Origin of the sequence: Cellulosimicrobium cellulans, from assembly GCF_042723955.1 — a bacterium.
Classification (GTDB): Bacteria; Actinomycetota; Actinomycetes; order Actinomycetales; family Cellulomonadaceae; genus Cellulosimicrobium; species Cellulosimicrobium cellulans_H.
Genome location: NZ_JBHXIC010000016.1, coordinates 36586 through 59690, shown reverse-complemented (window position 1 = coordinate 59690; position 23105 = coordinate 36586). Strand labels below are relative to the sequence as shown.

21 protein-coding genes are annotated in these 23105 nt (G+C 74.8%); 11 read left to right on the top strand and 10 right to left on the bottom strand.

Going from position 1 to position 23105, the window contains the following annotated elements; translation table 11 throughout:
- The first annotated feature begins 30 nt into the window (after positions 1–30).
- From ACFWH7_RS06810 to ACFWH7_RS06790, 5 genes are all read left to right on the top strand, one after another.
- On the top strand, positions 31–531 hold the full coding sequence (locus ACFWH7_RS06810) for a hypothetical protein (RefSeq protein WP_378215719.1): 501 nt from the start codon (positions 31–33) through the stop codon (positions 529–531).
- Complete coding sequence (locus tag ACFWH7_RS06805) at positions 528–1757, top strand: NRAMP family divalent metal transporter (RefSeq protein ID WP_378215718.1); 1230 nt, start codon at positions 528–530, stop codon at positions 1755–1757. Before ACFWH7_RS06810 ends, ACFWH7_RS06805 begins: the two co-directional genes overlap by 4 nt.
- Complete coding sequence (locus ACFWH7_RS06800; protein ID WP_378215717.1) at positions 1754–2167, top strand: hypothetical protein; 414 nt, start codon at positions 1754–1756, stop codon at positions 2165–2167. The genes ACFWH7_RS06805 and ACFWH7_RS06800 overlap by 4 nt, the downstream gene beginning before the upstream one ends.
- The gene (locus tag ACFWH7_RS06795) at positions 2164–2610 is read left to right on the top strand and encodes a PRC-barrel domain containing protein (RefSeq protein ID WP_378215716.1); all 447 of its coding nucleotides are present in this window, start codon (positions 2164–2166) and stop codon (positions 2608–2610) included. Before ACFWH7_RS06800 ends, ACFWH7_RS06795 begins: the two co-directional genes overlap by 4 nt.
- A 98-nt stretch (positions 2611–2708) precedes the next feature.
- Positions 2709–3353, top strand: a complete 645-nt coding sequence (locus tag ACFWH7_RS06790) for a flavodoxin family protein (RefSeq protein ID WP_378215715.1) — start codon at positions 2709–2711, stop codon at positions 3351–3353.
- Positions 3354–3363: 10 nt separating this feature from the next.
- Here the strand turns inward: ACFWH7_RS06790 and ACFWH7_RS06785 are convergent, their stop codons facing one another.
- The 6 genes from ACFWH7_RS06785 to ACFWH7_RS06760 form a co-directional block, all read right to left on the bottom strand.
- A complete protein-coding gene (locus ACFWH7_RS06785) occupies positions 3364–3684 on the bottom strand; it encodes an ArsR/SmtB family transcription factor (RefSeq protein ID WP_378215714.1) in 321 nt (106 codons plus the stop codon).
- Positions 3681–4166 carry an SRPBCC domain-containing protein gene (locus tag ACFWH7_RS06780; RefSeq protein ID WP_378215713.1) on the bottom strand — a complete coding sequence of 162 codons (486 nt, stop codon included), beginning with the start codon at positions 4164–4166 and terminating at the stop codon, positions 3681–3683. Before ACFWH7_RS06780 ends, ACFWH7_RS06785 begins: the two co-directional genes overlap by 4 nt.
- A 105-nt stretch (positions 4167–4271) precedes the next feature.
- Positions 4272–4649: a fluoride efflux transporter FluC gene (locus ACFWH7_RS06775; RefSeq protein WP_378215712.1), complete on the bottom strand. Its 378-nt coding sequence runs from the start codon at positions 4647–4649 to the stop codon at positions 4272–4274.
- Complete coding sequence (locus ACFWH7_RS06770) at positions 4646–5083, bottom strand: FluC/FEX family fluoride channel (RefSeq protein ID WP_378215711.1); 438 nt, start codon at positions 5081–5083, stop codon at positions 4646–4648. Before ACFWH7_RS06770 ends, ACFWH7_RS06775 begins: the two co-directional genes overlap by 4 nt.
- A complete protein-coding gene (locus ACFWH7_RS06765) occupies positions 5080–5628 on the bottom strand; it encodes a universal stress protein (RefSeq protein ID WP_378215709.1) in 549 nt (182 codons plus the stop codon). Before ACFWH7_RS06765 ends, ACFWH7_RS06770 begins: the two co-directional genes overlap by 4 nt.
- 140 nt (positions 5629–5768) lie before the next feature.
- Positions 5769–7073: a hypothetical protein gene (locus ACFWH7_RS06760; protein WP_378215708.1), complete on the bottom strand. Its 1305-nt coding sequence runs from the start codon at positions 7071–7073 to the stop codon at positions 5769–5771.
- A 90-nt stretch (positions 7074–7163) separates the two neighbouring features.
- Between ACFWH7_RS06760 and ACFWH7_RS06755 the strand changes: the two genes are divergently transcribed.
- Positions 7164–8486, top strand: coding sequence for a glycosyltransferase (locus tag ACFWH7_RS06755; protein WP_378215707.1), 1323 nt, complete (start codon positions 7164–7166; stop codon positions 8484–8486).
- A gap of 148 nt (positions 8487–8634) precedes the next feature.
- Complete coding sequence (locus ACFWH7_RS06750) at positions 8635–9072, top strand: hypothetical protein (RefSeq protein ID WP_378215706.1); 438 nt, start codon at positions 8635–8637, stop codon at positions 9070–9072.
- 35 nt (positions 9073–9107) lie between these two features.
- Here the strand turns inward: ACFWH7_RS06750 and ACFWH7_RS06745 are convergent, their stop codons facing one another.
- On the bottom strand, positions 9108–9764 hold the full coding sequence (locus ACFWH7_RS06745) for a GntR family transcriptional regulator (protein ID WP_378215705.1): 657 nt from the start codon (positions 9762–9764) through the stop codon (positions 9108–9110).
- Positions 9765–10073: 309 nt separating this feature from the next.
- Between ACFWH7_RS06745 and ACFWH7_RS06740 the strand changes: the two genes are divergently transcribed.
- From ACFWH7_RS06740 to ACFWH7_RS06730, 3 genes are all read left to right on the top strand, one after another.
- The gene (locus ACFWH7_RS06740; protein WP_378215704.1) at positions 10074–14627 is read left to right on the top strand and encodes an Ig-like domain-containing protein; all 4554 of its coding nucleotides are present in this window, start codon (positions 10074–10076) and stop codon (positions 14625–14627) included.
- 131 nt (positions 14628–14758) lie between these two features.
- Positions 14759–15877, top strand: a complete 1119-nt coding sequence (locus ACFWH7_RS06735) for a 3-keto-disaccharide hydrolase (RefSeq protein WP_378215703.1) — start codon at positions 14759–14761, stop codon at positions 15875–15877.
- Positions 15878–15922: 45 nt separating this feature from the next.
- Positions 15923–16585, top strand: a complete 663-nt coding sequence (locus tag ACFWH7_RS06730) for a class I SAM-dependent methyltransferase (protein ID WP_378215702.1) — start codon at positions 15923–15925, stop codon at positions 16583–16585.
- Positions 16586–16621: 36 nt separating this feature from the next.
- Here ACFWH7_RS06730 and ACFWH7_RS06725 read toward each other — a convergent pair whose 3' ends face one another.
- The 3 genes from ACFWH7_RS06725 to ACFWH7_RS06715 form a co-directional block, all read right to left on the bottom strand.
- Positions 16622–17212, bottom strand: a complete 591-nt coding sequence (locus ACFWH7_RS06725; RefSeq protein ID WP_378215701.1) for a hypothetical protein — start codon at positions 17210–17212, stop codon at positions 16622–16624.
- Between the two features lie 110 nt (positions 17213–17322).
- The gene (locus ACFWH7_RS06720; RefSeq protein ID WP_378215700.1) at positions 17323–20781 is read right to left on the bottom strand and encodes a GH36-type glycosyl hydrolase domain-containing protein; all 3459 of its coding nucleotides are present in this window, start codon (positions 20779–20781) and stop codon (positions 17323–17325) included.
- The gene (locus tag ACFWH7_RS06715) at positions 20778–21518 is read right to left on the bottom strand and encodes a TetR/AcrR family transcriptional regulator (protein ID WP_378215699.1); all 741 of its coding nucleotides are present in this window, start codon (positions 21516–21518) and stop codon (positions 20778–20780) included. Before ACFWH7_RS06715 ends, ACFWH7_RS06720 begins: the two co-directional genes overlap by 4 nt.
- Positions 21519–21659: 141 nt before the next feature.
- On the opposite strand from ACFWH7_RS06715, the gene ACFWH7_RS06710 reads away from it, so the two are divergent.
- A complete protein-coding gene (locus ACFWH7_RS06710; protein WP_378215698.1) occupies positions 21660–22952 on the top strand; it encodes an extracellular solute-binding protein in 1293 nt (430 codons plus the stop codon).
- Positions 22953–23105 lie beyond the last annotated feature (153 nt).

The following is a 23105-nucleotide window of genomic DNA, read 5'->3' as shown; positions in this document are numbered from 1 at the left end:
GCGTCGGTCCGGAGCGGGACCATCGCTGACGTGGGACGTCGTGCGCGCTTCAACCGGTCCGGGGCCGTGCTGAGCCTCGCGCTCGCGCTCGGCTCGACGGCGGGCTGCACCGTGAGCCGTCAGGAGCCCGGGCAGGCGACCGCCGCCGTGGCGGACGCGCTCGCGCAGGCGGGGTCGGCGGTCGAGACGACGCGACTCACCGTGCGGCTGCTCGACGACGATCGCGTCACCACGCCCGTCGCGGACGCCGCCGTGCTCGACCAGGTGCGCGTGCTCGAGGAGTCCACCACGGCGCTCACGACGCTCGTCCCGCCCGACGACGTGTCCTCCGCGCAGCGCGACGCCGGCCTGGGGGCCGTCGCCGACGCGACGCGCGAGGTCGTCGCGGCACGCGCCTGGGTGGCGCGCGAGGCGGGCGGCGACCTCTCGGAGGCCGGCGCCGTCCCGCTCACCGCGTCCGAGCTCGAGGCCGACCTCGCGCGCGCCGCCGACGACGTGGATTCGGCCCTGGCCCTGGCGGGTGGCGCGTGAAGCGGCTCCTCGGGGTCGCGCTCGGGATCCTCACGGCGATCGGCGGGTTCGTCGACATCGGCGACCTGGTGACCAACGCCGTCGTCGGGTCCCGGTTCGGGCTGTCGCTCGTGTGGGTCGTGGTCGTCGGCGTCGTCGGCATCTGCCTGTTCGCATCGATGTCCGGCCGCGTCGCGGCGGTCAGCGGGCGCGCGACGTTCGAGATCATCCGCGAGCGCCTGGGCCCGCGCGCCGCGGGCGCGAACCTCGCGGCGTCGTTCGCGATCAACCTGCTCACCCTCACCGCGGAGGTCGGGGGCATCGCGCTCGCTCTCCACCTCGCGAGCAGCGTCGAGCCGCGCCTGTGGATGCCGGTCGCGGCGTTCGCCGTCTGGCTCGTGCTGTGGCGCGTGAAGTTCCAGGTCATGGAGAACGTCGCGGGCCTGCTCGGGCTGCTGCTCGTGGGGTTCGGGGTCGCGCTCTTCCTGCTGGGCCCGGACTGGGGCGAGCTGCTGCGCCAGGCGGTACCGCCGTCTCCCCCGGCGACGGAGCACGTCGCGACGTATTGGTACTACGCCGTCGCGCTGTTCGGGGCGGCGATGACGCCGTACGAGGTGTTCTTCTTCTCCTCCGGCGCCGTCGAGGAGGGGTGGACCGCGAAGGACCTCGCGCAGAACCGGGTGAACGTGCTCGTCGGGTTCCCGCTCGGCGGGCTGCTGTCCGTCGCGATCGCCGCGTGCGCGGCCGTGGTGCTCCTGCCGGCCGGCATCGAGGTGTCGTCGCTGTCGCAGATCGTGCTGCCCGTGGCGCAGGCCGGCGGGACGCTCCTGCTCGCCCTCGTGATCGTCGGGATCGTCGCCGCGACCTTCGGCGCCGCGCTCGAGACCGCGCTCTCGAGCGGCTACACGCTCGCGCAGTACCTCGGCTGGTCGTGGGGCAAGTTCCGCCGCCCGGCGCGCGCCGCGCGCTTCCACGTGACGATGGTCGTCGCGCTGCTGCTCGCGGTGGCGATCCTCATGACGAGCGTCGACCCCGTGGCGGTCACCGAGATGTCGGTCGTGTTCTCCGCCGTCGCGCTGCCTCTCACGTACGTGCCGATCCTCCTCGTCGCGAACGACCCGGAGTACATGGGCGAGCACGTCAACGGGCGCGCGACCAACGCGCTGGGCATGGTGTACCTGGTGATCGTGGTCGTCGCGGCCGTCGCGGCGATCCCCCTGATGATCGCGACGGGAGCGGGCTCATGAGCCGGGACGCCTCCACGCCGACGGGGGTGCGCGTCGTGGACGCGCGCCTGCACCTGCTGAGCCGCCAGGTGCTCGACGTCGACGGCGAGCCCGTCACGACCGTCGACGACCTCGAGCTGGTCGCCGCGGACGGGTCGGAGGACGGGCACCGCGACGCGGTTCCCGGCGAGCCGGCGGAGGTCGGCGCGCTCCTCACCGGCCCGGTGCTCGTGACGCGCCTCCTCGGCGGCCGTCCGCCCGCGTCCCGCTGGGAGCGCGTGCCGTGGTCCGACGTCGGGCACGTGGGGACGGCGATCGAGCTCACCGTCCAGGCGGACTCGCTCGACCTGCACTGGACCGAGGACTGGCTGCGCGAGCACGTGGTCGGACGCATCCCCGGCGGGCGGCACGACCCCGAGGAGGAGTCGTGATCCTGGGCGACCTGCTCGACGCTCCCGTCCTGGGGCCCGGCGGCGAGAACCTCGGCTTCCTCGTCGACGTCCGGCTCGCGCTCGACACGCTGCCCGACGGCGGTCCCTCCGGCCACGACGCACGTCACCGACCCGACGCGTCGTCGGGGGACGACGACCCCGAGGACGCCCACCCCGACGACCGTGCGCTGAGCCAGAGCGTCCGCCGCCGCGACCGGGTGGGGCGCGCGCGGGTCGTCGGCGTGCTCGTGAGCCCGCGCACGGGTGCGTCGTTCCTGGGGTACGAGCGCACGGACGTCACGGCGCCGTGGCCGGTCCCGCAGCTCGTCCGTCGCCACCACCGCGGGACGTTCCTCGTGCCGTGGGACGACGTCGCCGCCGTCGCACCGGGCGAGGTGCGCCTCGCCGCGGGGTACCGGCGCGAGGACGCGGCCCTGCCCTGACCTGCGCCGCCGCTCGGCGCGTTGCGAACGGGTCGCTGCCCCGTGACGCTGGACGGGACGGTGAAGCCACCCGCCGTCGGCCGCCCGGGCGGAGGCACGTGAGCAGCGTCGCCCCGTCCGGCGACACGGGAGGACCCATGAAGGCGCTGTTCGTGAGCTGCACGCTCAAGAAGTCCCCGGAACCGTCCAACACCGAGGCGCTCGGGCGCGTGGTCGCCGAGGCGCTCCAGGGCCGCGGCGTCGAGGTCGAGCACGTCCGGCTCGTCGACCTCGACGTCCCGCCGGGCGTCGTCACCGACGTCGGGGAGGGCGACGAGTGGCCGCGCGTGCACGAGCGGCTGCTCGACGCGCAGATCCTCGTGGTGCTCACGCCGACGTGGCTCGGGCGCCCGTCGTCGATCGCGCAGCGCATGCTCGAACGCATGGACGCGATGATCTCCGAGGAGGGCCCCGACGGCGTCCCTGTCGCGTACAACCGGGTGGCGGGCGTGGTGGTCACGGGCAACGAGGACGGCGCGCACCACGTCATCTCGGAGGTGACCGGCGCCCTCGCCGACATCGGGTACACGATCCCCGGCCAGGCCTGGACCTACTGGAACCAGGGCCCCGGCCCGGGCCCCGACTACGTCCAGACGGGGCACGGCCACGAGTGGGCCCGGGAGACGGGCCGCCTCATGGCGCACAACCTGCACGCCGTCGCGACGGCGCTCGAGGCGCAGCCCGTCCCCGCTCCCGGCTCCTGACCGGCGACCGCTACGACTCCGCGATGCGCTTGATCGCCGCGAGCCGGCGGTCCCACGCGGCGCCGATGGCCTCGAGGGCGCGCGCGGTCTCGCCCAGCCGGGCGCCGACGGCGCGGTAGCGGATCTCCCGGCCCACGCGGACGGACTCGACGAGCCCCACCTCCGCGAGCACCCCCAGGTGCTTCGCGATGGCCTGGCGGCTCACCGGCAGGCGCTCGGCGAGCGCGGACGCCGAGAGGTCCGCGCTGCCGAGCTCCTGGAGGATCCGCCACCGGGTGTCGTCCGCGAGGGCCGAGAACACCGGGGCGAGCTCCGTCGCAGGGGCGGTCATGCGCGACCGCCCTCGGCCGCGAGCGCCCCCTCGAGCAGCTCGACGAGCTCGTCGAGCTCGCTCGTCCACCCCTGCTGGTGGCTCTCGAGCAGGCCGTCCGGGTCCGCGACGAGGTCGAACCCGGTCTCGACGACGCGCAGCACGGTCCTCGGCCCCTGGGGCTCGAGCGTGAAGCGCGCGACGGTCGAGGTGGTCTCGTCCATGACCTGCCCCACCGGGGTCCCCCACCGGAAGGCGAACGCCGTCGTGGGGTCGTACTCCTCGATGCGCACCTGGACGTCGGGGGCGTCGGGCCAGCTGAACACGCCCTCGCCGCCGACGCGCAGATCAGGCAGCTCGGTCCGCTGGCCGAACCAGCCGCTGATGAGGTCCTCCTGGGTGAGCGCCGCCCAGACGCGTGCCGCCGGGGCGTCGATGGTCACGGTCCGGGACACGGTGTACGACTCGCGGTCGACGACGGCCGGCTCGTTGGTGGTGGTCATGGTGCTTCCTCTCCGCTGGGAAGAACTTTTGTCTGCAACTTCAGAGTTGCACATCGATCCCATGAGCGCAACCCCTGGGTTGCGGCGCGTCGATCGCGCGTCCGCTCACGCGCCCCCGACCGCGATCCCCGACACCGCGGCCGCGAGGCACACGGCGAGCATCCCGAGCGCGTGCACCAGCGCGACGGCGCCGCGGCCGGCGAGCAGCAGGCGCGCCCCCTCGACCGACGCCGTCGAGAACGTCGAGTAGCCGCCCAGGAAGCCGACCCCGAGCACCGCCGCGACGTCGCCGTTCCCCGGGTGCGTCACTCCCCAGCCCGTGAGCAGCCCCAGGAGGAAGCACGCGGTGACGTTCACGACGACCGTGCCGAGCGGCGTCGACCACCGGTTGTGCCGGGCCACGAGCGTGTCCAGCAGGAACCGCGACGCCGCGCCGAGCCCACCGGCGAGGGCGACGAGCGCCAGCTCGGGGACGCCCGTCACCGCGCCCCACCGCCCCGGGCGACCAGCCGCCGTCGGGCCGCGGCGGCGAGCGTGATCCCGCCCACCGCCGCCGCGACGCCGAGCACGACGCTCCCCAGCGCGTACGCCGCGCCGAGGGCGGCATGGCTCCCGCTCGCCAGCCGCTCGACCTCGACCGCGAAGGTCGAGTACGTCGTGAACCCGCCGAGGACGCCCGTCCCGCAGCCGAGCCGCACGCCCCGCCGCCACCCGGCGTCGGGACCCGAGCGGAGCAGCGTCTCGAGCAGCGCGCCGAGCACGAACGACCCGGCGAGGTTGATCCAGAACGTGGTCCACGGCCACGACCCGGGCACGGGGGCGAACGCCTGCTCGAGGAGCGCGCGCGCCGTCGTGCCGACCGCTCCCCCCAGCGCGACGAGCCCCGCGAGCGCGAGGAGCGGGGTCCGTCGTCTCACCTCTCCCACGGCGTGCGGAGCTCCTTCCAGTCCACGACCGCGAGCGGGACCGTGAGCACCGGCCGGTGCTGGTGGTGGGCGAGGTGCGCGGCGACGGACCCCTCGACGAGCTCGCGCAGGTGCGCCGCGGACCCGGGAGCGCGCGACCCGACGACGATCACCGCGGCGTCGACCGCCCGTGCGAGGTGCGTCAGCGCGCGGTCGGGACGGCCCGCGAGGTAGCGCAGCTCCCACGCGACGCCCGTGCCCCGCAGACCCTCGTCGACCTCGGCCCGCAGCCGGGTCTCGACCTCCTGCCAGGAGTCGTCGGCGGAGTCCGGGTCGAGCGGCGCGTGCGTCACCGAGCCGTCGGGGTGCTCCTCCACGACGTGCCGGGATGTGTCGGCGAACGCGGCGACCACGCGGGACCCGGCGGCACCCGCCCAGGCCGCCGCCGTCCGGACGACGAGCGGGTCGCCGCCCGGCACGACGCCCACGACCACGGGATGCCCGGCGAACGGGACCATGCGGTCGAGCGCGGGCTGGGGCACGGGTCTGGCTCTCATGCGGACCTCTTCCCGCGGGCAGCACCCTGCCCGCCGACGTGCGACGAGACAGGAACCATCGGCCCTGGCAGCGGTTCGGGCGGCTATGCCCCGGCGGGATCCATCACCGCCCCAGGGTACCCAGCCCGACCGTCGACCGCTCAGCCGGCCTTCGTGTCCAGCCACTTCTGCTCGCCGAACGACTTCGCGAGCTCGTGGTCCGTGATGACGAACCCGACGGCCTGCGCGACGGGCAGGATCTGGTCGCGCTCCAGCCCGTCGTCGATGCCGAGCCGGTAGAGCATGACGACGGTCCCGGTGTTGAGCATGACCCCCGGCGAGTCCCCGTCGTCGAGCAGCGCGTACGTGCCCTGGAAACCCGGCTGCGGCACCGCGGCGGCGAGGGTCGGGTGCGCGGGTCCCGTGGTGTCGGCGATCGGGTCGCCCTCCGGCGCGTCGTTGAAGGCGGCGGCGGCGCGCTCGGCCTCCTCCTCCGACCCGAGGTCCACCAGGACCAGGTCGAGCGCGAGGGTCGGGCCGTCGTCCGACACGACGCGGGCCTCGAACCCCGCCTGGCACGAGCCCGCGAGCGCCTCGATCGCGGGGATCGCGGGCAGGTCGTCGCACGCGAAGTCGCGGCGGGCCACGAGCGCGATGCGGTCCCCGTTGACCAGGTTGTCGTTGTCGAAGAAGTAGTCCCACGACATCGGCGCGAGCGCGGGCCCCGTCTCCGGGTCCATCTCCGCGCCCGCGCGGTACTGCTGCTCGAGCCACGGCTCGTCGTCCGTGACGTCGGTGTCCACGGGCTCCTCGGTCGCCTCCGGCTCGTCGGTCGCCTCCGGCTCCGCCGGTGCGTCCGTCGCGGGCGCCTGCTCGGCGACGGTCGGTTCCGGGGCGGGTGGGGCGTCGTCGCGCACCGCGAGCCACACGCCGAGGCCGCCCGCGACGACGACGAACGCGCCCACGCCCGCGAGGACGGGCACGAGCCACTTCCGCGACCCGCGGCCGGGGGCCGTCGCGTACGGGGAGAAGCCGTAGGGGTCCGACGGCGGGGCGGGCGGCCCCGGCACGACCGTCGCGTCGTCCGGCGCGCCGTAGGCGGGGCCGGACGCGTACGGAGCCGGCGGGGTGCCGTACGGGGCGCCGGGCACGGGCGGGCCCGCGGGGGCACCGGGCGGCGGGGGCGGCGGCGCGTAGCCGGGCGCCGTCCCCGCAGGCGGCCAGGTCGCCCCGGTGTCCGCGGGCGGGAGCGTCGCGTGCGGGTGGCCGGGCCGGCCGGGGCCCCGGCGACCTCCCGTGCCGTACGGGTCGGTGTCGTACGGCGCCTGCGCGTGCGGGCTCGGGTAGCCCGGCGCCGGGGCACCCGAAGCGCCCGGGCTCGCCCCGCCGTCCTCCCCGTACCGTCGCGGCGGCCGCATGACGGTGTGGTCGTCGACCGGCTCGTACGGGTCGGTGGGGTGGGACATCGGGCGGGTCCTCTCGTCGCGGGCGGCTCGTGCAGGGTAGCCGGTCACCGCGCGCGGGCCGAGACACCGACCGGGGGTCATGCTTGGCCCATGGCTTCGATCCTGTTGACGGCGATGCCGTTCGCCGGGCACGCGCGACCGGTCCGGGCAGTCGCTGCCGAGCTCGTCCGCCGCGGCCACGGCGTCCGCGTCTACACCGGGAGGTCGTACGTCGCGATGTTCGACGACGTCGGAGCGCGCGGCGTCCCCTGGGTCGCAGCGCCCGACTTCGACGAGCGCGACCTCGCCGCGACCTTCCCGCGCCTCCAGGACCGCAAGGGATTCCGCCAGGTGCTCCGCAACCTCGAGGACCTCTTCCTCGGGACCGCGCCCGCGCAGGCCGAGGACCTCCTCGCGCTGCACGACGACGAACCCTGGGACCTGCTCGCCGGCGACCCGATGGCGCTCGGGACCCGGCTCGCGGCCGAACGGCTCCGGTCGCCGTGGGCGACGGTCTCGCCGATCGCGGTCTGGCTGCCCGGCAAGGGCATCCCGCCGACGGGCCTCGGGCTCACCCCGGGAGTCGGCGTCCTCGGGAGGGCGCGCGACGCCGTGCTCGGCGCCGTCTCCGGAGCGGGCACCGCCGCGCTGACCCGGCGCTACCAGCGCACGCGGCGGTCGGCCGGGCTCGCGCCGGACACCGCGACCTTCGCGACGATGTGGTACTCGCCGTTCCTCGTCGTCGCGGCCGGTTCGCCGGGCCTCGACTACCCGCGCGACGACCTGCCCCCGCACATCCGCTTCGTCGGGGACCTCACCGACGACGGGACGTCGCCGACCGCGGGCTCGCTCCCGCCGTGGTGGGACGACGTCGTCCACGCCGGCGCGCCCGTCGTCCACGTCACGCAGGGCACCGCGAACGTCGACCCGCGCGACCTGATCCTGCCCACGCTCGAGGCGCTCGCCGACCAGGACGTGCTCGTCGTCGTCGGGCTGGGCCACCGGACCGACCCGTTGCCCGGTCCGCTGCCCGCGAACGCCCGAGTCGCGCCCATGGTCCCGTACCCCGAGCTCCTGCCCCGGACCTCGGTGATGATCACGAACGGCGGCTACGGCGGCGTCCTCCAGGCGCTGCGGCACGACGTCCCGCTCGTGGTCGCGGGCGGGGACCTCGACAAGCCGGAGGTCGCGGCGCGCGTCGGCTGGCACGGCGCCGGTGTGAACCTGCGCACCGGGACGCCGCGGCCCGAGGCGGTCCGGGACGCCTACCGCGCCGTCGCCACCGACCCGGCCTACCGTGCCGCGGCCGCCCGCCTCGGGAGCGAGCTGCGGGCGCTGGGTGGCGCGCGCGCCGCCGCGGACCTCCTGGAGGAACGCCTGGTACAGCCCGACGTGCGGGACCCGGCGACCGGCGGCCGCAGCGGCACGGTGTGACCTGCGTGACGGGTGATCTCCTCCCCAGGGTGGACACGCCCGTGGGGAGGGCAGCGTACGCTGCGGGTGGGTCACCGGACGACGGACAGGGGGAACTACCGCTCGACCGACGAGAGACCGGACCGCCGTCCGACCCGCACCAGCGCTCATGAACACACTCACCTGGACTGCCGAAGACGACGCGACCTGGCGCGCCCGCAGCGCGTCGCGCGAGTACGTGATCCGGCGCGACGACACCGCCGGCTGGACGCTCGACGGGCCGGAACGCACCTGGGTCGCGCTGCCGAACCTCGAGGTCGCCAAGGAGGTCGCGGCGCTCGCCGACGAGGTCCACCACGACGACGACAGAATGACCCGCTACCGCGTGGTCACCGCCACGGGTGCACGCCGCGGCGAGCCGTTCGGCGCGGACAGCGACGAGGACGCGATCGACGTGCTGCGCGCTCGCCGCCGCGCCGGCAACCTGCCGCTCGCGCCGTTCCGGCTCGAGACGAGCGACGGGCGGCTGGTCGGGTCGTGGCAGAAGGCGACCGAGATCCCCGCCCGGCCGGCCACGTCGCACGACGGGACCGCCGGCCCCGTCTAGCCCCGGGACGAGCCCACGGCCCCGACGAGGCCGGGTCAGCCCCCCGAGCGCAGCGCCGCGACGTGCGCGGCGCGCTGGCGCCGGCTGCTGTCGACGTGCGCCTCCGCCAGGGCGGCGGCACGCTCGCCGTCCCGCGACGCGACCGCCTCGAACAGCTCCGCGTGCTCCTCGGTCACGTGCACGAGGTCGTCGTGCTGCGACAACGCCCAGCGCACGCGGCTGCGGATGCCCTGCATCATGTCCCGCAGGAGCCGGTTGTCGGCGAGCTCGGTCACGATCTCGTGGAAGTCGGCCGCGGACCGGCGCGACCCGACGCTGTCGGCCGTCCGAGCACCCTCCTGCTCGCTCGTGAGCGCGCTCCGCAGCCGCTCCAGGCCCTCCGCGGCGTGCCGCTCCGCCGCGAGACGGAACGCCAACGGTTCCAGCACCTCCCGGACCTCGTCGAGGTCGGCGAGGTCCGCGTCGGAGAACTCTCGCACCACGGCCCACGTGTGCGGTCGCAGCACGACGAGCCCCTCCCCCTCGAGCGCCTTGAGCGCGTCGCGCACGGGGATGCGGCTCACGCCGAAGTCGGCCGCCAGGTCCCGCTCGACCAGCCGGGACCCCGGGCGTCGTACCCCGTCGAGGATCTCGGCGCGCAGGGTCGCCGCGACCCGTGCGGACTCCAGCACTCGCTCCTCGGCTCCGGCCACCCGAGCATTCTCGCACCGGCGGGGCCGGACCGGCCCGACCGGGGTCCGGCGGCACGACGACACCGGGAAGGAGGCGCATTCCGAAACCGGACCGAAAGGTCGACACGTCCGGGTCGCCGCGCGAGCGCGAGCCTCGGCCGCGCGACAGGCACCGGGCGACGCCGCACCGTCGCACGTACCGAAACTGACCGAAAAGGATTGCGGCACCTGCCTGCCGTGTGCGACGTTGATCCCGACCGTCTCGACGAGGAGAGGTACCGCAGCATGGCGACGCAAGCACCCGAGCCCCCTTCCACCCTCGCCGGCACCGTGCCCCGAGCGCGCGGGTCCGCCCCCGACCCGCGGCGCGGCGTGGCCGCCGTCGCCGGCCTGGCCGTGGTCGTGAGCGGACTCGCCCTGGCCCCGGGCGCCGGCGCGGCCCCCAACGCGGACGTCGGGCTGCCCGTGTTCTCCGGGTCGTCCGAGCCGGTCCCGGCGACCGGGACGGGCTTCCGCGCGCAGGGTCAGCTCCAGGCGGTCTACGACACCGATCTCGCCGCCGGGGCCGGCACGGACACCGACCACGACTTCTGGGTCGACCGGATGCTCGTCCGCACGGGCACGCAGCCCGGTGGCTCGAACGGCGACGGGAACCAGTGGCTGTTCTCGCGGGGCCGCGCCGTCTTCATGAAGACGCACGACCCGTCCGTCGTCGGGTTCGGCGGCGAGGTCGCGTACTGGGAGTCGATCGCGGGCGGCCAGGGCGCGTACGCCGTCGACGTGCTCGTGGACGGCTCGCCCGTGACCCTCGCGGAGGTGACCGCCGAGCGCAAGCAGACGCCGTCCTACTGGCGATCGACGTTCACGGACGCGACCCACGGCCTGCGGCTCGTGCAGACCAAGTACATCAGCCACGAGAACGTCGCGGTCACGCAGCTCGCGCTCTCCTCGACCGACGGCGCGGCGAAGGACGTGACGCTGCGCGCGACGTCCGCGTTCGCCACCCAGGCCGAGGGCGACGAGCTCACCGGGGCCGTGCGTACGCTCAACGACATCACGACCGTGTTCCCGCGCCTGTCCGGCGACGGGTTCGCCGTGGCCGACGGCGCGATCACGCGCGCCGTCGCGGTCCCCGCGACCGGGGCGGCGACGACCAAGGTGCAGCTCGGGTTCGTCACGCACGAGCTGCCCGGCTCGCTCGACGAGTACGAGGAGCTCCGCGCGCTCGACCCCGCGGCCGCCTACACGCGGCACGTCACGGCGTACAACGCCTGGTGGGCGCTGAACGTCCCGTACCTGGACACGCCCGAGGACAACATCGACAAGACGCTCTTCTACCGGTGGTGGCTGCTGCGCTTCAACTTCCTCGACGCCGACGTCCCGGGCAACGACTACCAGTTCCCCACGACGATGGAGGGTGTCCTCGGGTACAACAACGCGATCGACCTGACGATCGGGATGTTCCTCGACGACCTCAAGTACCTGCGCGACCCGGCGTGGGCCTACGGCACCTGGGTGTCCGCGGGCGAGACCGCCGGTGCGCAGGGTCAGTACCGCGACAACCCCGGCGACCCGGCGAACTGGAACGCGAGCCACACGCAGTACATCTCCGAGTCGGCGTGGGAGTCGTACCAGATCCACGGCGGCCCGGCCTCCGTGGCGCGCACCCTCGGGACGTACGCCGAGCGCGACACCGCGGGCGAGCTCGCCGTGCTCGACACCAACGACAACTTCCTGCTCGACACGAACTGGAACGCGTGGACGGGCAACGACGCCGACGCCGTGTCGTTCGACTGGAAGAGCGGTCGCCTGGACCGCGCGGAGTCGGCCTACGTGTACAGCGGCGCGGTCGCCGGGGCCGAGGCCCTCGAGGTCGCGGGCGAGACGGAGCGCGCCGAGGCCCTGCGGGGGACCGCGCAGTCGGTCAAGGACGCCGTCCTCGAGCACCTGTGGGACCCGGAGGACGACCTCCTGCTGCACGCCGTCGCCGCCACGGGCGAGCAGGTGCCGTGGAAGGAGATCAACAACTACTACCCGTTCAGCGTGGGCCTGGTGCCCAAGCCCGGTGACGCGGACTACGACGACGACTACGTCGAGGCGCTGCGCCTGTTCGCGGACGACGACGAGTTCCCGATCTTCCCGTTCTTCACGGCGAACCAGGCGGACAAGGCCGAGGCCGCCGCCGCCGGGCACCCGGGCAGCAACAACTTCTCGGTCATCAACTCGACGGTGACGTTCCGCATGCTCGCGTCGGTCCTGCGCGACTACCCGACCGACTACGTGACCGCCGACTGGTACAAGAAGCTCCTCTACTGGAACGCCTGGGCGCACTACCAGAACAACGGGGACAACCGGTACCCCGACCAGAACGAGTTCTGGGCCGACGGCTCGGCCGACCCGCAGCGCATCGGCTACCGCTCGTGGATCCACCACACGATGCTCGGGACGACGAACTGGACGGTCGTCGAGGACGCCATGGGCCTGCGCCCGCGGACGGACGCGAAGATCGAGCTCGACCCGATCGACGTCGGCTGGGACCACTTCGCGGCCACGGACCTGCGCTACCGCGACAAGGACCTCGCGGTCGTCTGGGACGCCCCCGACGGCGAGCTCCACTACGGCGACGACGTGCCCGAGGGGTACTCGGTGTTCCTCGACGGCGAGCTCGCCTTCACCGTCGACGCGCTGTCCCGCGTGGTCTACGACCCCGCGACCGGCGAGGTCCAGACCGAGGTCGGCGTGACGGCCACGGACGGCGCGGCGCTGGGCCTCGCCACGGTGACGGACGTGCGGTTCGACGCCGGGTCGCGCGTCGCGGACGTGCTCGCCAAGGCCGGGACCCCCGCCACGGGCGCGGACCACGACGCCGTCGACGTCGCCGCGGGCAAGCCGGTGACGACGACGTACGCCGCCGGCGGGCGCCCGGGCACGCAGGCCGTGGACGGGCTCACGACCATGGAGTCCTTCTGGGGCACCGCCGGGTCGCCGAACGCCGCGGACTCCGTGACGATCGATCTCGCCGACGGCGGGCCGGCCGTCCCCGTGGACGACGTGCGCGTGTTCTTCTACCGCACGTCGTCGACCGCGACGGCACCGGGCTACGCGCCGCCGTCCCAGTACCTCGTCGAGTACGACGACGGGTCCGGCTGGCGTCCCGTGCCCGGCCAGGCCCGCACACCCGCCTACCCGCAGGGGAACCTCAACCGGGTGCGGTTCCCGGAGGTCGAGGCGACGCGGCTGCGCGTGACCGTCCAGCACGCGCCCGGGGCGCGGACCGGCGTCAAGGAGGTGCAGGCGTTCGCGACCGGAGCGGAGGCCCCTGCGCCGACCGACGGCGGTCCGCACGCCGACGCGTGGACCGACTCGGGCTTCACGCAGGCCGGCGCGGTGCGCCTCGTCGGACTGGCCCAGGGCGACGGCGCGTCGAGCGAACCCGTCGCGGCCCGGTGGTCCGTCGTCGACGCACCGACGGACGGCGAGGTCCTGTTCGTCGACGAGCGCTCGGCCGCGACCGTCGCGCGCTTCGCCGTCGCCGGCACGTACACGCTGCGGCTCACCGCCACGCAGGGCGACCGCACCTCGACGGCGGACGTCGTCGTGCAGGCGACCGCGCTCACCGAGGGGAGCATCGACCTCGCCCCGACCGCCACGCCCACCGCGAGCTACACCGCCGGGTGGAACAGCGTGGACGCGGTCAACGACGGCAAGGCGGCGTTCTTCTCGGGCGGCAACCAGACCGACCTGTGGGGCACGTGGACGGGGAACGAGCCCGCCACGCGCTGGCTCCAGTACACGTTCGACCGCCCCGTCCGGGTCGACCGCACGTCGATCGACTTCTGGTACGACAGCACCACGGGCGGGTCCGGCGTCGCCGTGCCGCAGGGCTGGCACCTGCAGCACTGGGACGCCGCCGCGGGCGGCGGGTCGGGGGCGTGGGCCGACGTGCCCGACCCCTCCGCGTTCGGTACCGCGCGCGACGAGACGAACGAGGTGACGTTCGGCGCGGTCACCACGACCCGCCTGCGGGCCACGTTCGACGCGCTCCAGGGATCCGGCGGCCGCTACTCCGCGGTCGGCGTCTCGGAGTGGCGCGTGTTCGCCGCCGAGGCCGCCTCCGTCGACCCGGTGCACGTGCGGACGACGGTCGGGGACCTCCCGACGCTCCCGGACGCCGTCGACGTCGTCTACCCCGACGGCGCACGGGTCGCCACGCCCGTCACGTGGGGCGCGGTCTCGGCGGAGGACGTCGCGCTGGAGGGTGACGTCGCCGTCACCGGGGTGCTCGCCACCACCACGATCCCCGCGCATGCCACGGTCTGGGTGCGTGCCGAGCTCGCGAGCACGGTCACCACGGTGGACCCCGTCACCGTCACCACGGCGGTCGGCGTCGCTCCGGTGCTGCCCGCCACCGCGACCGTGCAGTACAACGACGGCTCGCGCGCCAGCGGCGTCGCGGTGACGTGGGACGCGGTCGACCCGGCGAGCTATGCCACGGAGGGCACGTTCGACGTCGGGGGCACCGTGCCCGGGACCGACCTGCGCGCCCGCGCGACCGTCGTCGTCGGCGAGGGCGGCGGAGAGCCGGGGCCGGCGTTCGACGTCACCGTCACCGCCGAGCCGCGCTGCCTCGCGGGCAAGGCGTACGTCGCCGTCCGGGCGACGAACGACGACGACGTCCCGCTCGACCTCACGCTCACGACGTCCTTCGGGTCGAGGGCCTACGCGGACGTCGCCCCGGGGAAGAACGCCTACCAGTCGTTCGCGGCCCGGGCCACGTCGACCGAGGCCGGGACCGCCGTCGTGACGGTGTCCGGCGAGCGCCCGGGCGAGGGGGCCGTGGTCGTCGACCTCGACGCCGCGTACGACGCCGTGGACTGCGGCTGACAGCGGTTCGGCCGAGACGGACGCCCCGCCGGAGCTCTCCGGCGGGGCGTCCGCGCGTCGTGGCACCGTCGTGCGAGGTCCGGGACGTTCGTGCGAGGGTGGAGGGACACGCGTCGAACGAGGGAGTTGCGATGTCGAGCACCACCCGTCCCCCCGTCCTCCGCCGGGCGCACCGCGCCCGCCTCGCGGGGGCGGCCGCGCTCGCCGTCGGGGTCGCGCTCGCGGCGCCGGCCGCGGCGGTCGTGCCCGCGGCACCCGAGACCACGGCGCCCGAGGCCGCGACGGCCGTGGCCGCGGTGCCCGACGAGGGGTACGACGTGATCTTCGACGGCACCGCCGAGTCGTTCGACGCCTGGGAGTACGCGGGCGACGGCGGGTTCGACCTGCTCGACGACGGCACGATCCGCTCCCGGGCGGGCGCGGGCGGCGGGTTCGGCACCCTCTGGTACCCGGTCCGGCAGTACGGCGACTTCTCGCTCGTCGTTCAGTTCCGCGACGACGCGCCCGGGGACGCGCGTGCCAACAGCGGCGTTCAGGTCCGGTTCCCCGACCTGTCCGGCCCCGTCGAGGGGTGCCCGACGACGTTCAACGGCAACGAGACGGGCAACCTCTCGTGGATCGCGGTCAACTGCGGGCACGAGATCCAGGTCAACGACTCCCCCGAGGGCGGGTCGAACGACCCGCGCAAGACCGGCTCGGTCTACGGGTTCGCGGACATCGGCCTCGACCGCGCGATGCCCACGCCGAAGGGGACGTGGAACGAGCTCGAGGTGCGCGTCGTCGGGCAGCGCTACACGGTGATCCGGGACGGGGTCGTCATCAACGAGTACGAGAACCTCCCCGGCGTCCCGTTCCCCGACCGTCCGCTCGACCCGGACTCGAGCAGCCGGGGCCTCGTCGGGTACGTCGGTCTCCAGGCGCACGGGTCCGCGCCCGACGTCGTGTCGTACCGCGACGTGCGGGTCCGCGAGCTCCCGCCCGTCCACGTCGAGGTCGACGCCCGGTGCCTGGCCGGGACGGCGCACGTCGCCGTGCGCGCGCTGAACGTCGGCGAGGACGCCGTGGACGTCACGCTCGCCACCCCCGCGGGCGAGCGTTCGTTCGCCGCCGTCCAGCCGGGTCGCAACGCCTACCAGTCCTTCAGCACGAGGACCGCGTCGGTCGAGGCGGGCACGGCCACCCTGACGGTGGCGACCGACGACGGCCCGGCCGTCGTCGAGACGCCCTACGCGGGGGTCGACTGCGGCTGACAAAAAGGGCGGGCGGCGCCCGGCCCCGTCTGTGAGGGTGGGGCCGTGCGCCCCTTCGACGAGCTGATCACCGAGGCCGAGCAGGCAGACGTCACCGGCTGGGGGTTCGGCTGGCTCGACGGCCGCGCCACCGAGGAGCGGCCGCCGTGGGGCTTCGTGTCGCTCCTGTCGCAGCACCTCGCGCGAACGGACGCGGCGCTCGACCTCGACACCGGCGGCGGGGAGGTCCTGGCAGAGGCCCTGACCTCCGCCGTCGACCGCGGCGACCCCGTCCCCGCGACGCTCGTCGCGTCCGAGGGCTGGCCGCCCAACGCCGCGCGCGCCCGCTCGCTCCTCGCTCCGTGGGGAGGGCGCGTCGTCGTCCCGGTCGACGGCGTGCTGCCGGTCGACGACGCGTCGTTCTGCCTGGTCACCGCGCGGCACCCCGTCGCCCCGGCGTGGTCGGAGATCCACCGCGCGCTCCGCCCGGGCGGCACGTACCTCGCGCAGCACGTCGGGCCGGGCTCGGCGTTCGAGCTCATCGAGGCGTTCCTCGGGCCGCAGCCCGAGGCCCGCCAGGGCCGCGACCCGGAGGACGAGGCGGAGCAGGCGCGCGCCGCGGGCCTCGACGCAGGGCTGCGGGCCGGCGCGCGCGACGACGGGACGACGTCCACCCCGTTCGTGGCGCACTCGACCCGCCACCTGGTCGTGGCGCGCCGGGCGGACTGACCCGGGCGCGTCCTGGCCGGTCCGTCCGGGTGACCGTCAGAGGAACTGGCTGGCCGCCTGGTAGCCGCTGATCGCGCCGAGGATGAACCCGAGCGCCGTGCACGCGATCGCGATCCCGAGCGCGATCTTCGCCGTCTTCTCGTTCCGGCGGACCGCGATCGCCGAGAAGACGATCGCGAGCACGCCGAACACGATCGGCAGGAAGAACACCGCGATCGGGCTGAACACGTACGCGAGGATCGTGCGCCACGTCATCGGCTGCGGGCCGACGGGGGCGTAAGCGCCGTAGCCCGGCTGACCGCCGTAGCCGGGCTGACCGTAGGGCGCGCCGTACGGCTGCTGGCCCTGGGGCGGGTACGGCGCCCCGTAGGGCTGCTGCCCCTGCGGCGGGTAGGGAGCCGCGGGAGGAGCCTGCGGCGCCATCTGCCCGTACGCCGGCTGGTGCTGCTCGGGCGGCGCGGGCTGGCCGTACGCGGGCTGGCCCTGGCCGTACGGCGCCTGCGCGCCGTAGGGCCCGGGGGCGGCCGGCTGCCCGTAGGCGGGCTGGCCCTGCCCGTACGGCGCGGGCGCCTGCGGGGGCTGCTGGGCGTCGCCGCCCGGGTACTGCTGGTACGGAGGCTGGCTCACGGCGTGTTCCTTCGTCGCGGGTGGCGCCGTCCCGACGGCGGCGTGGTCCGAAGGCTAGCGCCTCGGGCCGCCGCGCGGGGCCACGCCCGGGGACGGCGGGATCTCGGGGCCTACGACCCCGCGGGCACCGTGATCTCGACGAGCGCCGCGTCACCCAGGTCGCCCGTCGCGACGACGACGCCGCGCTCGCGGTAGTCGCCCGCCCGCGGGGTCGTGGGGACGTCGACGAGCGCGCCGAGGTCGGATCCCGCGCGCACCCGGACGCCCTGACCGGGCTCGGCGACTCGATAGACGACCCGGCGCGCCCGCCCGGCGAGCTCGAGGTCGACGGCGAGGCCGTCGGCCGCCACGGGCAGCACGGGGTCGACGACGAGCGAGCCGACCGCGCCGGACGAGCCGACCGGCTCGGTGCGCTCCGTGAGGCCGAGCACGCCCTGGACGAGCTGACGCAGGTAGATGCCCGGCCCGCTGGAGTACACGCGCCACCCGCCGCGCACGCCCACCGTGCCGTCGCGCAGCCGGTCGAAGTCGCGCGCGAAGCCCTGGCGGTCCGGGAAGTCGGCGTCGCTCGACGAGAAGTACGCGTTGCGCTGCCGGGGCGCGGCGTGCGCGAGGCGACGGCCGAGGTCGACCGGGCTGATGCGCAGCAGCTCGTCGAGCGCGCGGCCGCGGCCCAGGGCCGCGAGCGCCTCGACGTAGCGGATGTGCGCGTGCACGTACATGAGCCCGATCTCGCGACCGACGTTCGCCGCCTGCTCGGCCCGCAGGAACGTGTGCGGGATGCCCTCGTCGAACGCGGCCGGGTGGTCCATGAGGCGCACGCCGTCGGGGAAGTGGAGGTGCTCGACCACGAGGCGCTCGTGGTGCTCCGCCTCCTCGGGCGTGAGGATGCCCGCGATGATCGACTGCGTCATGGGGATGAGGCGGTACCGCATCCCGGAGACGGCGTCGGACGGGTGGATGACGAGCTCGTCGCCGTCGGCGCCGTGGCGCACGTACCCGGCCATGACACCGTCGACGAGGGCGCGCTCGCGCAGGTCCGTGCGGACCTCGGCGGCCAGTGCGCCCGCGCGCTCGGAGAGGGCGGCGTGGTCGTCGCTGCCGGACGTGGTGCGGGCGAGCAGCTCGGCGGCCTGCACGAGCAGCGCGGACGTCCACGTGGACGCGAGGTCCGTGCGCATGCGCGGGTCGGCGGGCTGGAGCGTGTCGTCCCAGTCGCCCTCGCCGTACGCGGGCAGGGCCGTGCCGGGCAGGCGGTCACGGTCGAGGTGGTCGAGCAGACGCGCGACGTGGTCGCGCACGGTCGCCGCGGCGTCGGGCCCGGACGCGGCGGGGCGCCGGTGCGCGTGGTCCCAGAACGGGACCGGCTCGTCGAGCACCGCGAGGTCACCGCTCGCGTCGAGGTACTGCGCGAGCGCGAACAGCGGCCACACCACGACGTCACCGTGCGAGGAGTCGTTGTAGCGCTCGCCGTACGCGTCGAACATGAACCACTGCGGGAACTCGCCCCACGTGTGCTGGTGCGCGAGGACGCGCAGCACGATCGCCCGCGCGACGTCGTACCGCCCGCCCGCGAGCGCGAGCTCGAACGGTCCCTGGCACACGTCGCGCGTGCCCCACGCGGCGCCCGAGTACTGCTCGAGCCCGTGCGGGACGAGGAAGTGGACCAGGGCGTCGTGCGCGTACCAGGGCACGAGGAGGTCGAGCTCCTGCGTCTCGAGCTCCGCGTGCGGCACGAACCGCAGGCCGCGCACGACCCCACGGACGGTCGCGAGGTGGCCCGCGAGCGTCGCGTCGAGGTCGGCGAGCGGGTCGTGGGTCGAGGCGGCGAGCGCGAGCGCGGCGTCGGCTCCGTCCAGCGCGCCGGTGATCGCGAGCCGGAGCGCGCCGGTGTCGGCCGCGCTCGTGAGGCGGTGCGCGATCCCGGCGGAAGCGCCCGCGGGGTCCTCGGAGTCGAGCACGACGGGCGCGCTCGACGCCACGACGTACCGCAGGTCGGGGTAGTGCGCGTCGACGTCGCCGCCCGGGACGGGGTGCACGACGACGGCCTCGCCGGCGTCCGCCGTCGGGGCCACGTGCTCGACGACCCAGCCGCCGGCCTCGTCGTCGAGCTCGAGCGTGGCGGTCACGTGGAGCGGCTGCGCGCAGCGCACGTCCACGTCGATGCGGTTCTCGCGGTCGTGCGCGACCGTCCGCACGTCGACGCGGCCGAGCGGCGTCTCGTAGACCCACCGGACGCCGCCGACGTCGAGGACGAGCGCCGAGGGCAGCCCGAGCAGCCGCGGCCCGCGGCCGTCGTCGACGAGCACCCGCAGCCCGCTGCTGCGGAGAAGGTTGAGGTGGTGCCGGTGCACCGTCGCGAGGCGGTTGGCCGTGGTGTTGCCGAGCACGACGTGCGACGCGAAGACGCCCGGGGCGAACGCCGTCGTGGAGAGCACGTCGTCCGTGGGCAGCACGTCGTCGCCGGCCTTGAGCACGTGCCCGTGCGAACGCTCGGTCACGGTGTCCTTGCGCGCGTCGACCACGTGCGTCCCGGCCGCGGTGAAGAACGAGAGCAGCGTGCCGTCGGCGTCGCGCTCGGGCAGCAGCACCTCGTCGGCGCCGAGGCCGACGGCCGCGAGCAGGTCGGCCTCGCCGAGCTCGTCGCCCGCGAGGAGCGGCGCGTCGCGCAGCACCGACGCGGTCCGCTGCAGCGGGGTGGTCGAGCGCTCGTCCGCCGCGGCGGCGACCGCGGCCGCCGCCCAGCCGGCCACCTCGTCGAGGTGCGCGGCGAGCGGTCCGGGCGCGTCGGGGTCCACGACGGTCACCGCGTGCACGCGGGCCGCACCGCCCGACAGGTCGAGGGGTCGGGACACGAGGGTCGGCATCGCGTACTCGTACTGGAGCACGCCGGAGTCCACGGGCCCGAGCAGGCCGTGCGGGACGCCGTCGTGCCGCGAGCGCGCCGTGAAGACCTGGAGCGAGTCCGTGAGGTGCGCGACCGCGCCCTCGACGAGGAACGCGACGGCGAGGGGGAGGCGCGGCTGGGCGGACATGGTCTGCCGGCTGACGAGCACGGTCCCGGCGTCGGGGTGCTCGAGCGCGCGGTGCAGCAGGTACTGGCACACGTACGGCTCGCTCGACAGCGCGGCCGCGGGCGGCGCGAGCGCGAGGTCCTGCGCGTGCACGACGTTGTAGCGCGCGTCCGCCGGCGTGCTCGCGCCCGCCGTGAGGTCGACGCGCCAGACGAGCGTGCGGCCGTCGAGCGTCAGCGCGACGCGCGTGGCGAGCCCGAGCGCCTCGCCCGACCACACGACGCGGTCGGTGCCGACCTCGACCGCAGTCACCGCGGGCGCCGACCCGGTGAGCCGCGCGACCTCGACCGTGCCGTCCGCGCGGGTCGCGCGCAGCAGGACACCCCCGGGCATGCGGTCGTGCTCGCCCGGCAGGTACTGGTTGACGAGCAGGCCGCCCGTGCTGACGGCGCGCACGTCGCCGCCGCCCGTGAGCTCGACGGTCAGCTCGCCCGAGGAGAGCGTCGCGCCCGCGACGGTGGACGTGCCTGCGGGGCTGGTGGCGGTGAGGGTCACGCGGTCTCCTGCTCGGTGGTGCGGGGCTCGGGCGCTGCGGGCGGGGTGCCCTCGGGGCGCAGCAGCGCGAGGAACTGGTCGAAGAGGGCGACCATGTCGACGTTGTCGGGGTCCAGCAGCCACTGGAGCTGGAGGCCGTCCATGACGGCGGAGAAGAGCTGGCCGATCGCCTGCGGGTCGACCTCGGGGCGCAGCTCGCCGCGCGCGACGGCGTCCTGGAAACGCGTGTCGTCCTGGTGGCGCAGGGCGCGGTAGCGGTCGCGCACGACGTCGTGGGCCGGGTGGGCGGTGTCCGTCGCCTCGGCGGCGACGACGACGTGCAGGGACACGAGACCCGGGGTCTCGGCGTTGCGCCGGACCTGGTCGCGGATGGTCGTGAGGAGGTCCGCGCCGGCGGCCTCGTCCTCGGTGCGACGCACGAGGTCGCGCCGGTCGCGCTCCTCGATCGTCGCGGTCAGGAGGCCCGCCTTGCTGCCGAAGTGGTGCAGGAGCCCGGCCTCGGAGATGCCGACGCGCGCGGCGATCTCGCGCAGCGAGCTGCCGCGGAAGCCCTGCTCGCCGAACACCTCGACGGCCGTGCGCAGGATCTCGCGGCGGCGCTGCTCGCCCCGGACGATGCGCCGGTCGGGCAGGCCGGCCGCCGTCGTGCCGCGGGTCCCGGCCGTCGTCGCTCTGCTCCCGACGCCCCCCGCCGTCCCCGTCGTGGCGTCGCCACCTGCGGAGTCGCTCTCGTTCATCACCGTCTCCTTCGCCAGTCTCTCGGCGCCAACGGTACGGCCTGGACGCCCCGGTTGAAAATACTAACCGAGCGCACGCTAAGGTAGTTTCCACAGCGGCTCACACCAGACGAGCCGACTGCTCGATGAGGAGGATTGCTCATGAAGCTCGGACGCAAGGCGGTCGCCATCGGCGTCGTCGGACTCCTGGCCCTGACCGCGTGCGGTCGTGCGGACGACGACTCGACGGGTGGCGAGAGCGCCGCCGCCGGGTCCACCACGACGGTCGACGACTCGCCCGCGGAGGGTGACATCACGATCTGGGCGATGGGCGAGGAGGGCGAGAAGCTGCCCGACTTCGTCCAGGGCTTCACGGAGGAGAACCCCGACGCGAACGTCGAGGTCACCACGATCCCGTGGGCCGACGTCATGACGAAGTTCCAGACCGCCGTCGCCGCGGGCACCGTCCCCGACGCGATCATGATCGGCTCGTCCTTCATGCCGACGATGGTCGCCACCGGCGGTCTCGCGCCCGTCCCGGACGGCCTCGTCGACAGCGCGGACTTCGTCGAGGGCGCCGCGGCCTCGACCGTCGCGGACGGCGTCGACTACGGCGTGCCGTGGTACGTCGAGACCCGCGTCCTGTACTACCGCTCCGACCTGGCCAAGGCGGCCGGGGTCGAGGCGCCCACGTCGTGGGAGGAGCTCACGTCGTTCGCCGAGGCGATGAAGGCCAACGGCTCGACGTACGGCCTCCAGCTCCCGATGGGCGACGCCGAGGACTCCACGCAGGTCATCCTGCCGTTCTACTCGCAGGCCGGCGGCTCGGTCCTCAACGAGGCGGGCGATGCGTTCGACCTCGACAACCAGGCGATGGTCGACGCGCTCGACTACTACGCGTCCTTCTTCACCGAGGGTCTGTCGCCGCTGTCCGGCTACGGCGACTCGCAGAACAGCGCGTTCGTCGACGGCTCCGACCCGGCCTTCATCTCCGGCCCGTGGATGGTCAACGTGCTCGCCGACCTCCAGGGCGAGGACTGGGTCGAGCAGAACGTCGCCACCGTCCCGGTGCCCGCGGGCTCCGCGAACAACGACTCGTACATCGGCGGCGCGCACCTCGGCGTGTTCGCCGAGGCCAAGAACGCGGACGGCGCCTGGAAGCTCGTGCGCTGGCTCGCCCAGCCCGAGACGCAGCAGGCCTGGTTCGACGCGACGAGCGACCTGCCCGCCCTCACCACCGCGTGGGACTACGAGCCGCTGACCTCCAACCCCCGCACCCAGGTGCTCCAGGAGCAGCTCGACAACACGATCGCCCCGCCGACCGTGCCGAGCTGGGACGAGCTCTCCGCGACGATCGAGACCGAGGCCGAGAAGGTCGCGAACGGCCAGGTCACGTCCGAGGACGCGGCCAAGGCGATCCAGGCCAAGGCCGACACGCTCGGGCTCGGCTGGTAACAGGACCCGTCAGTCATGACCACCACCACCGAGGGACGGGGGGGGGCGGGGGCGCGGGCGCCCCCCACCCCGCGCGCCTGCGCCCCCCGTCCCGGCGAGCCGGTGCGGGGCGTGCGGACGTTCGGGTCGCACCCGGCACTCTTCGTCTACGAC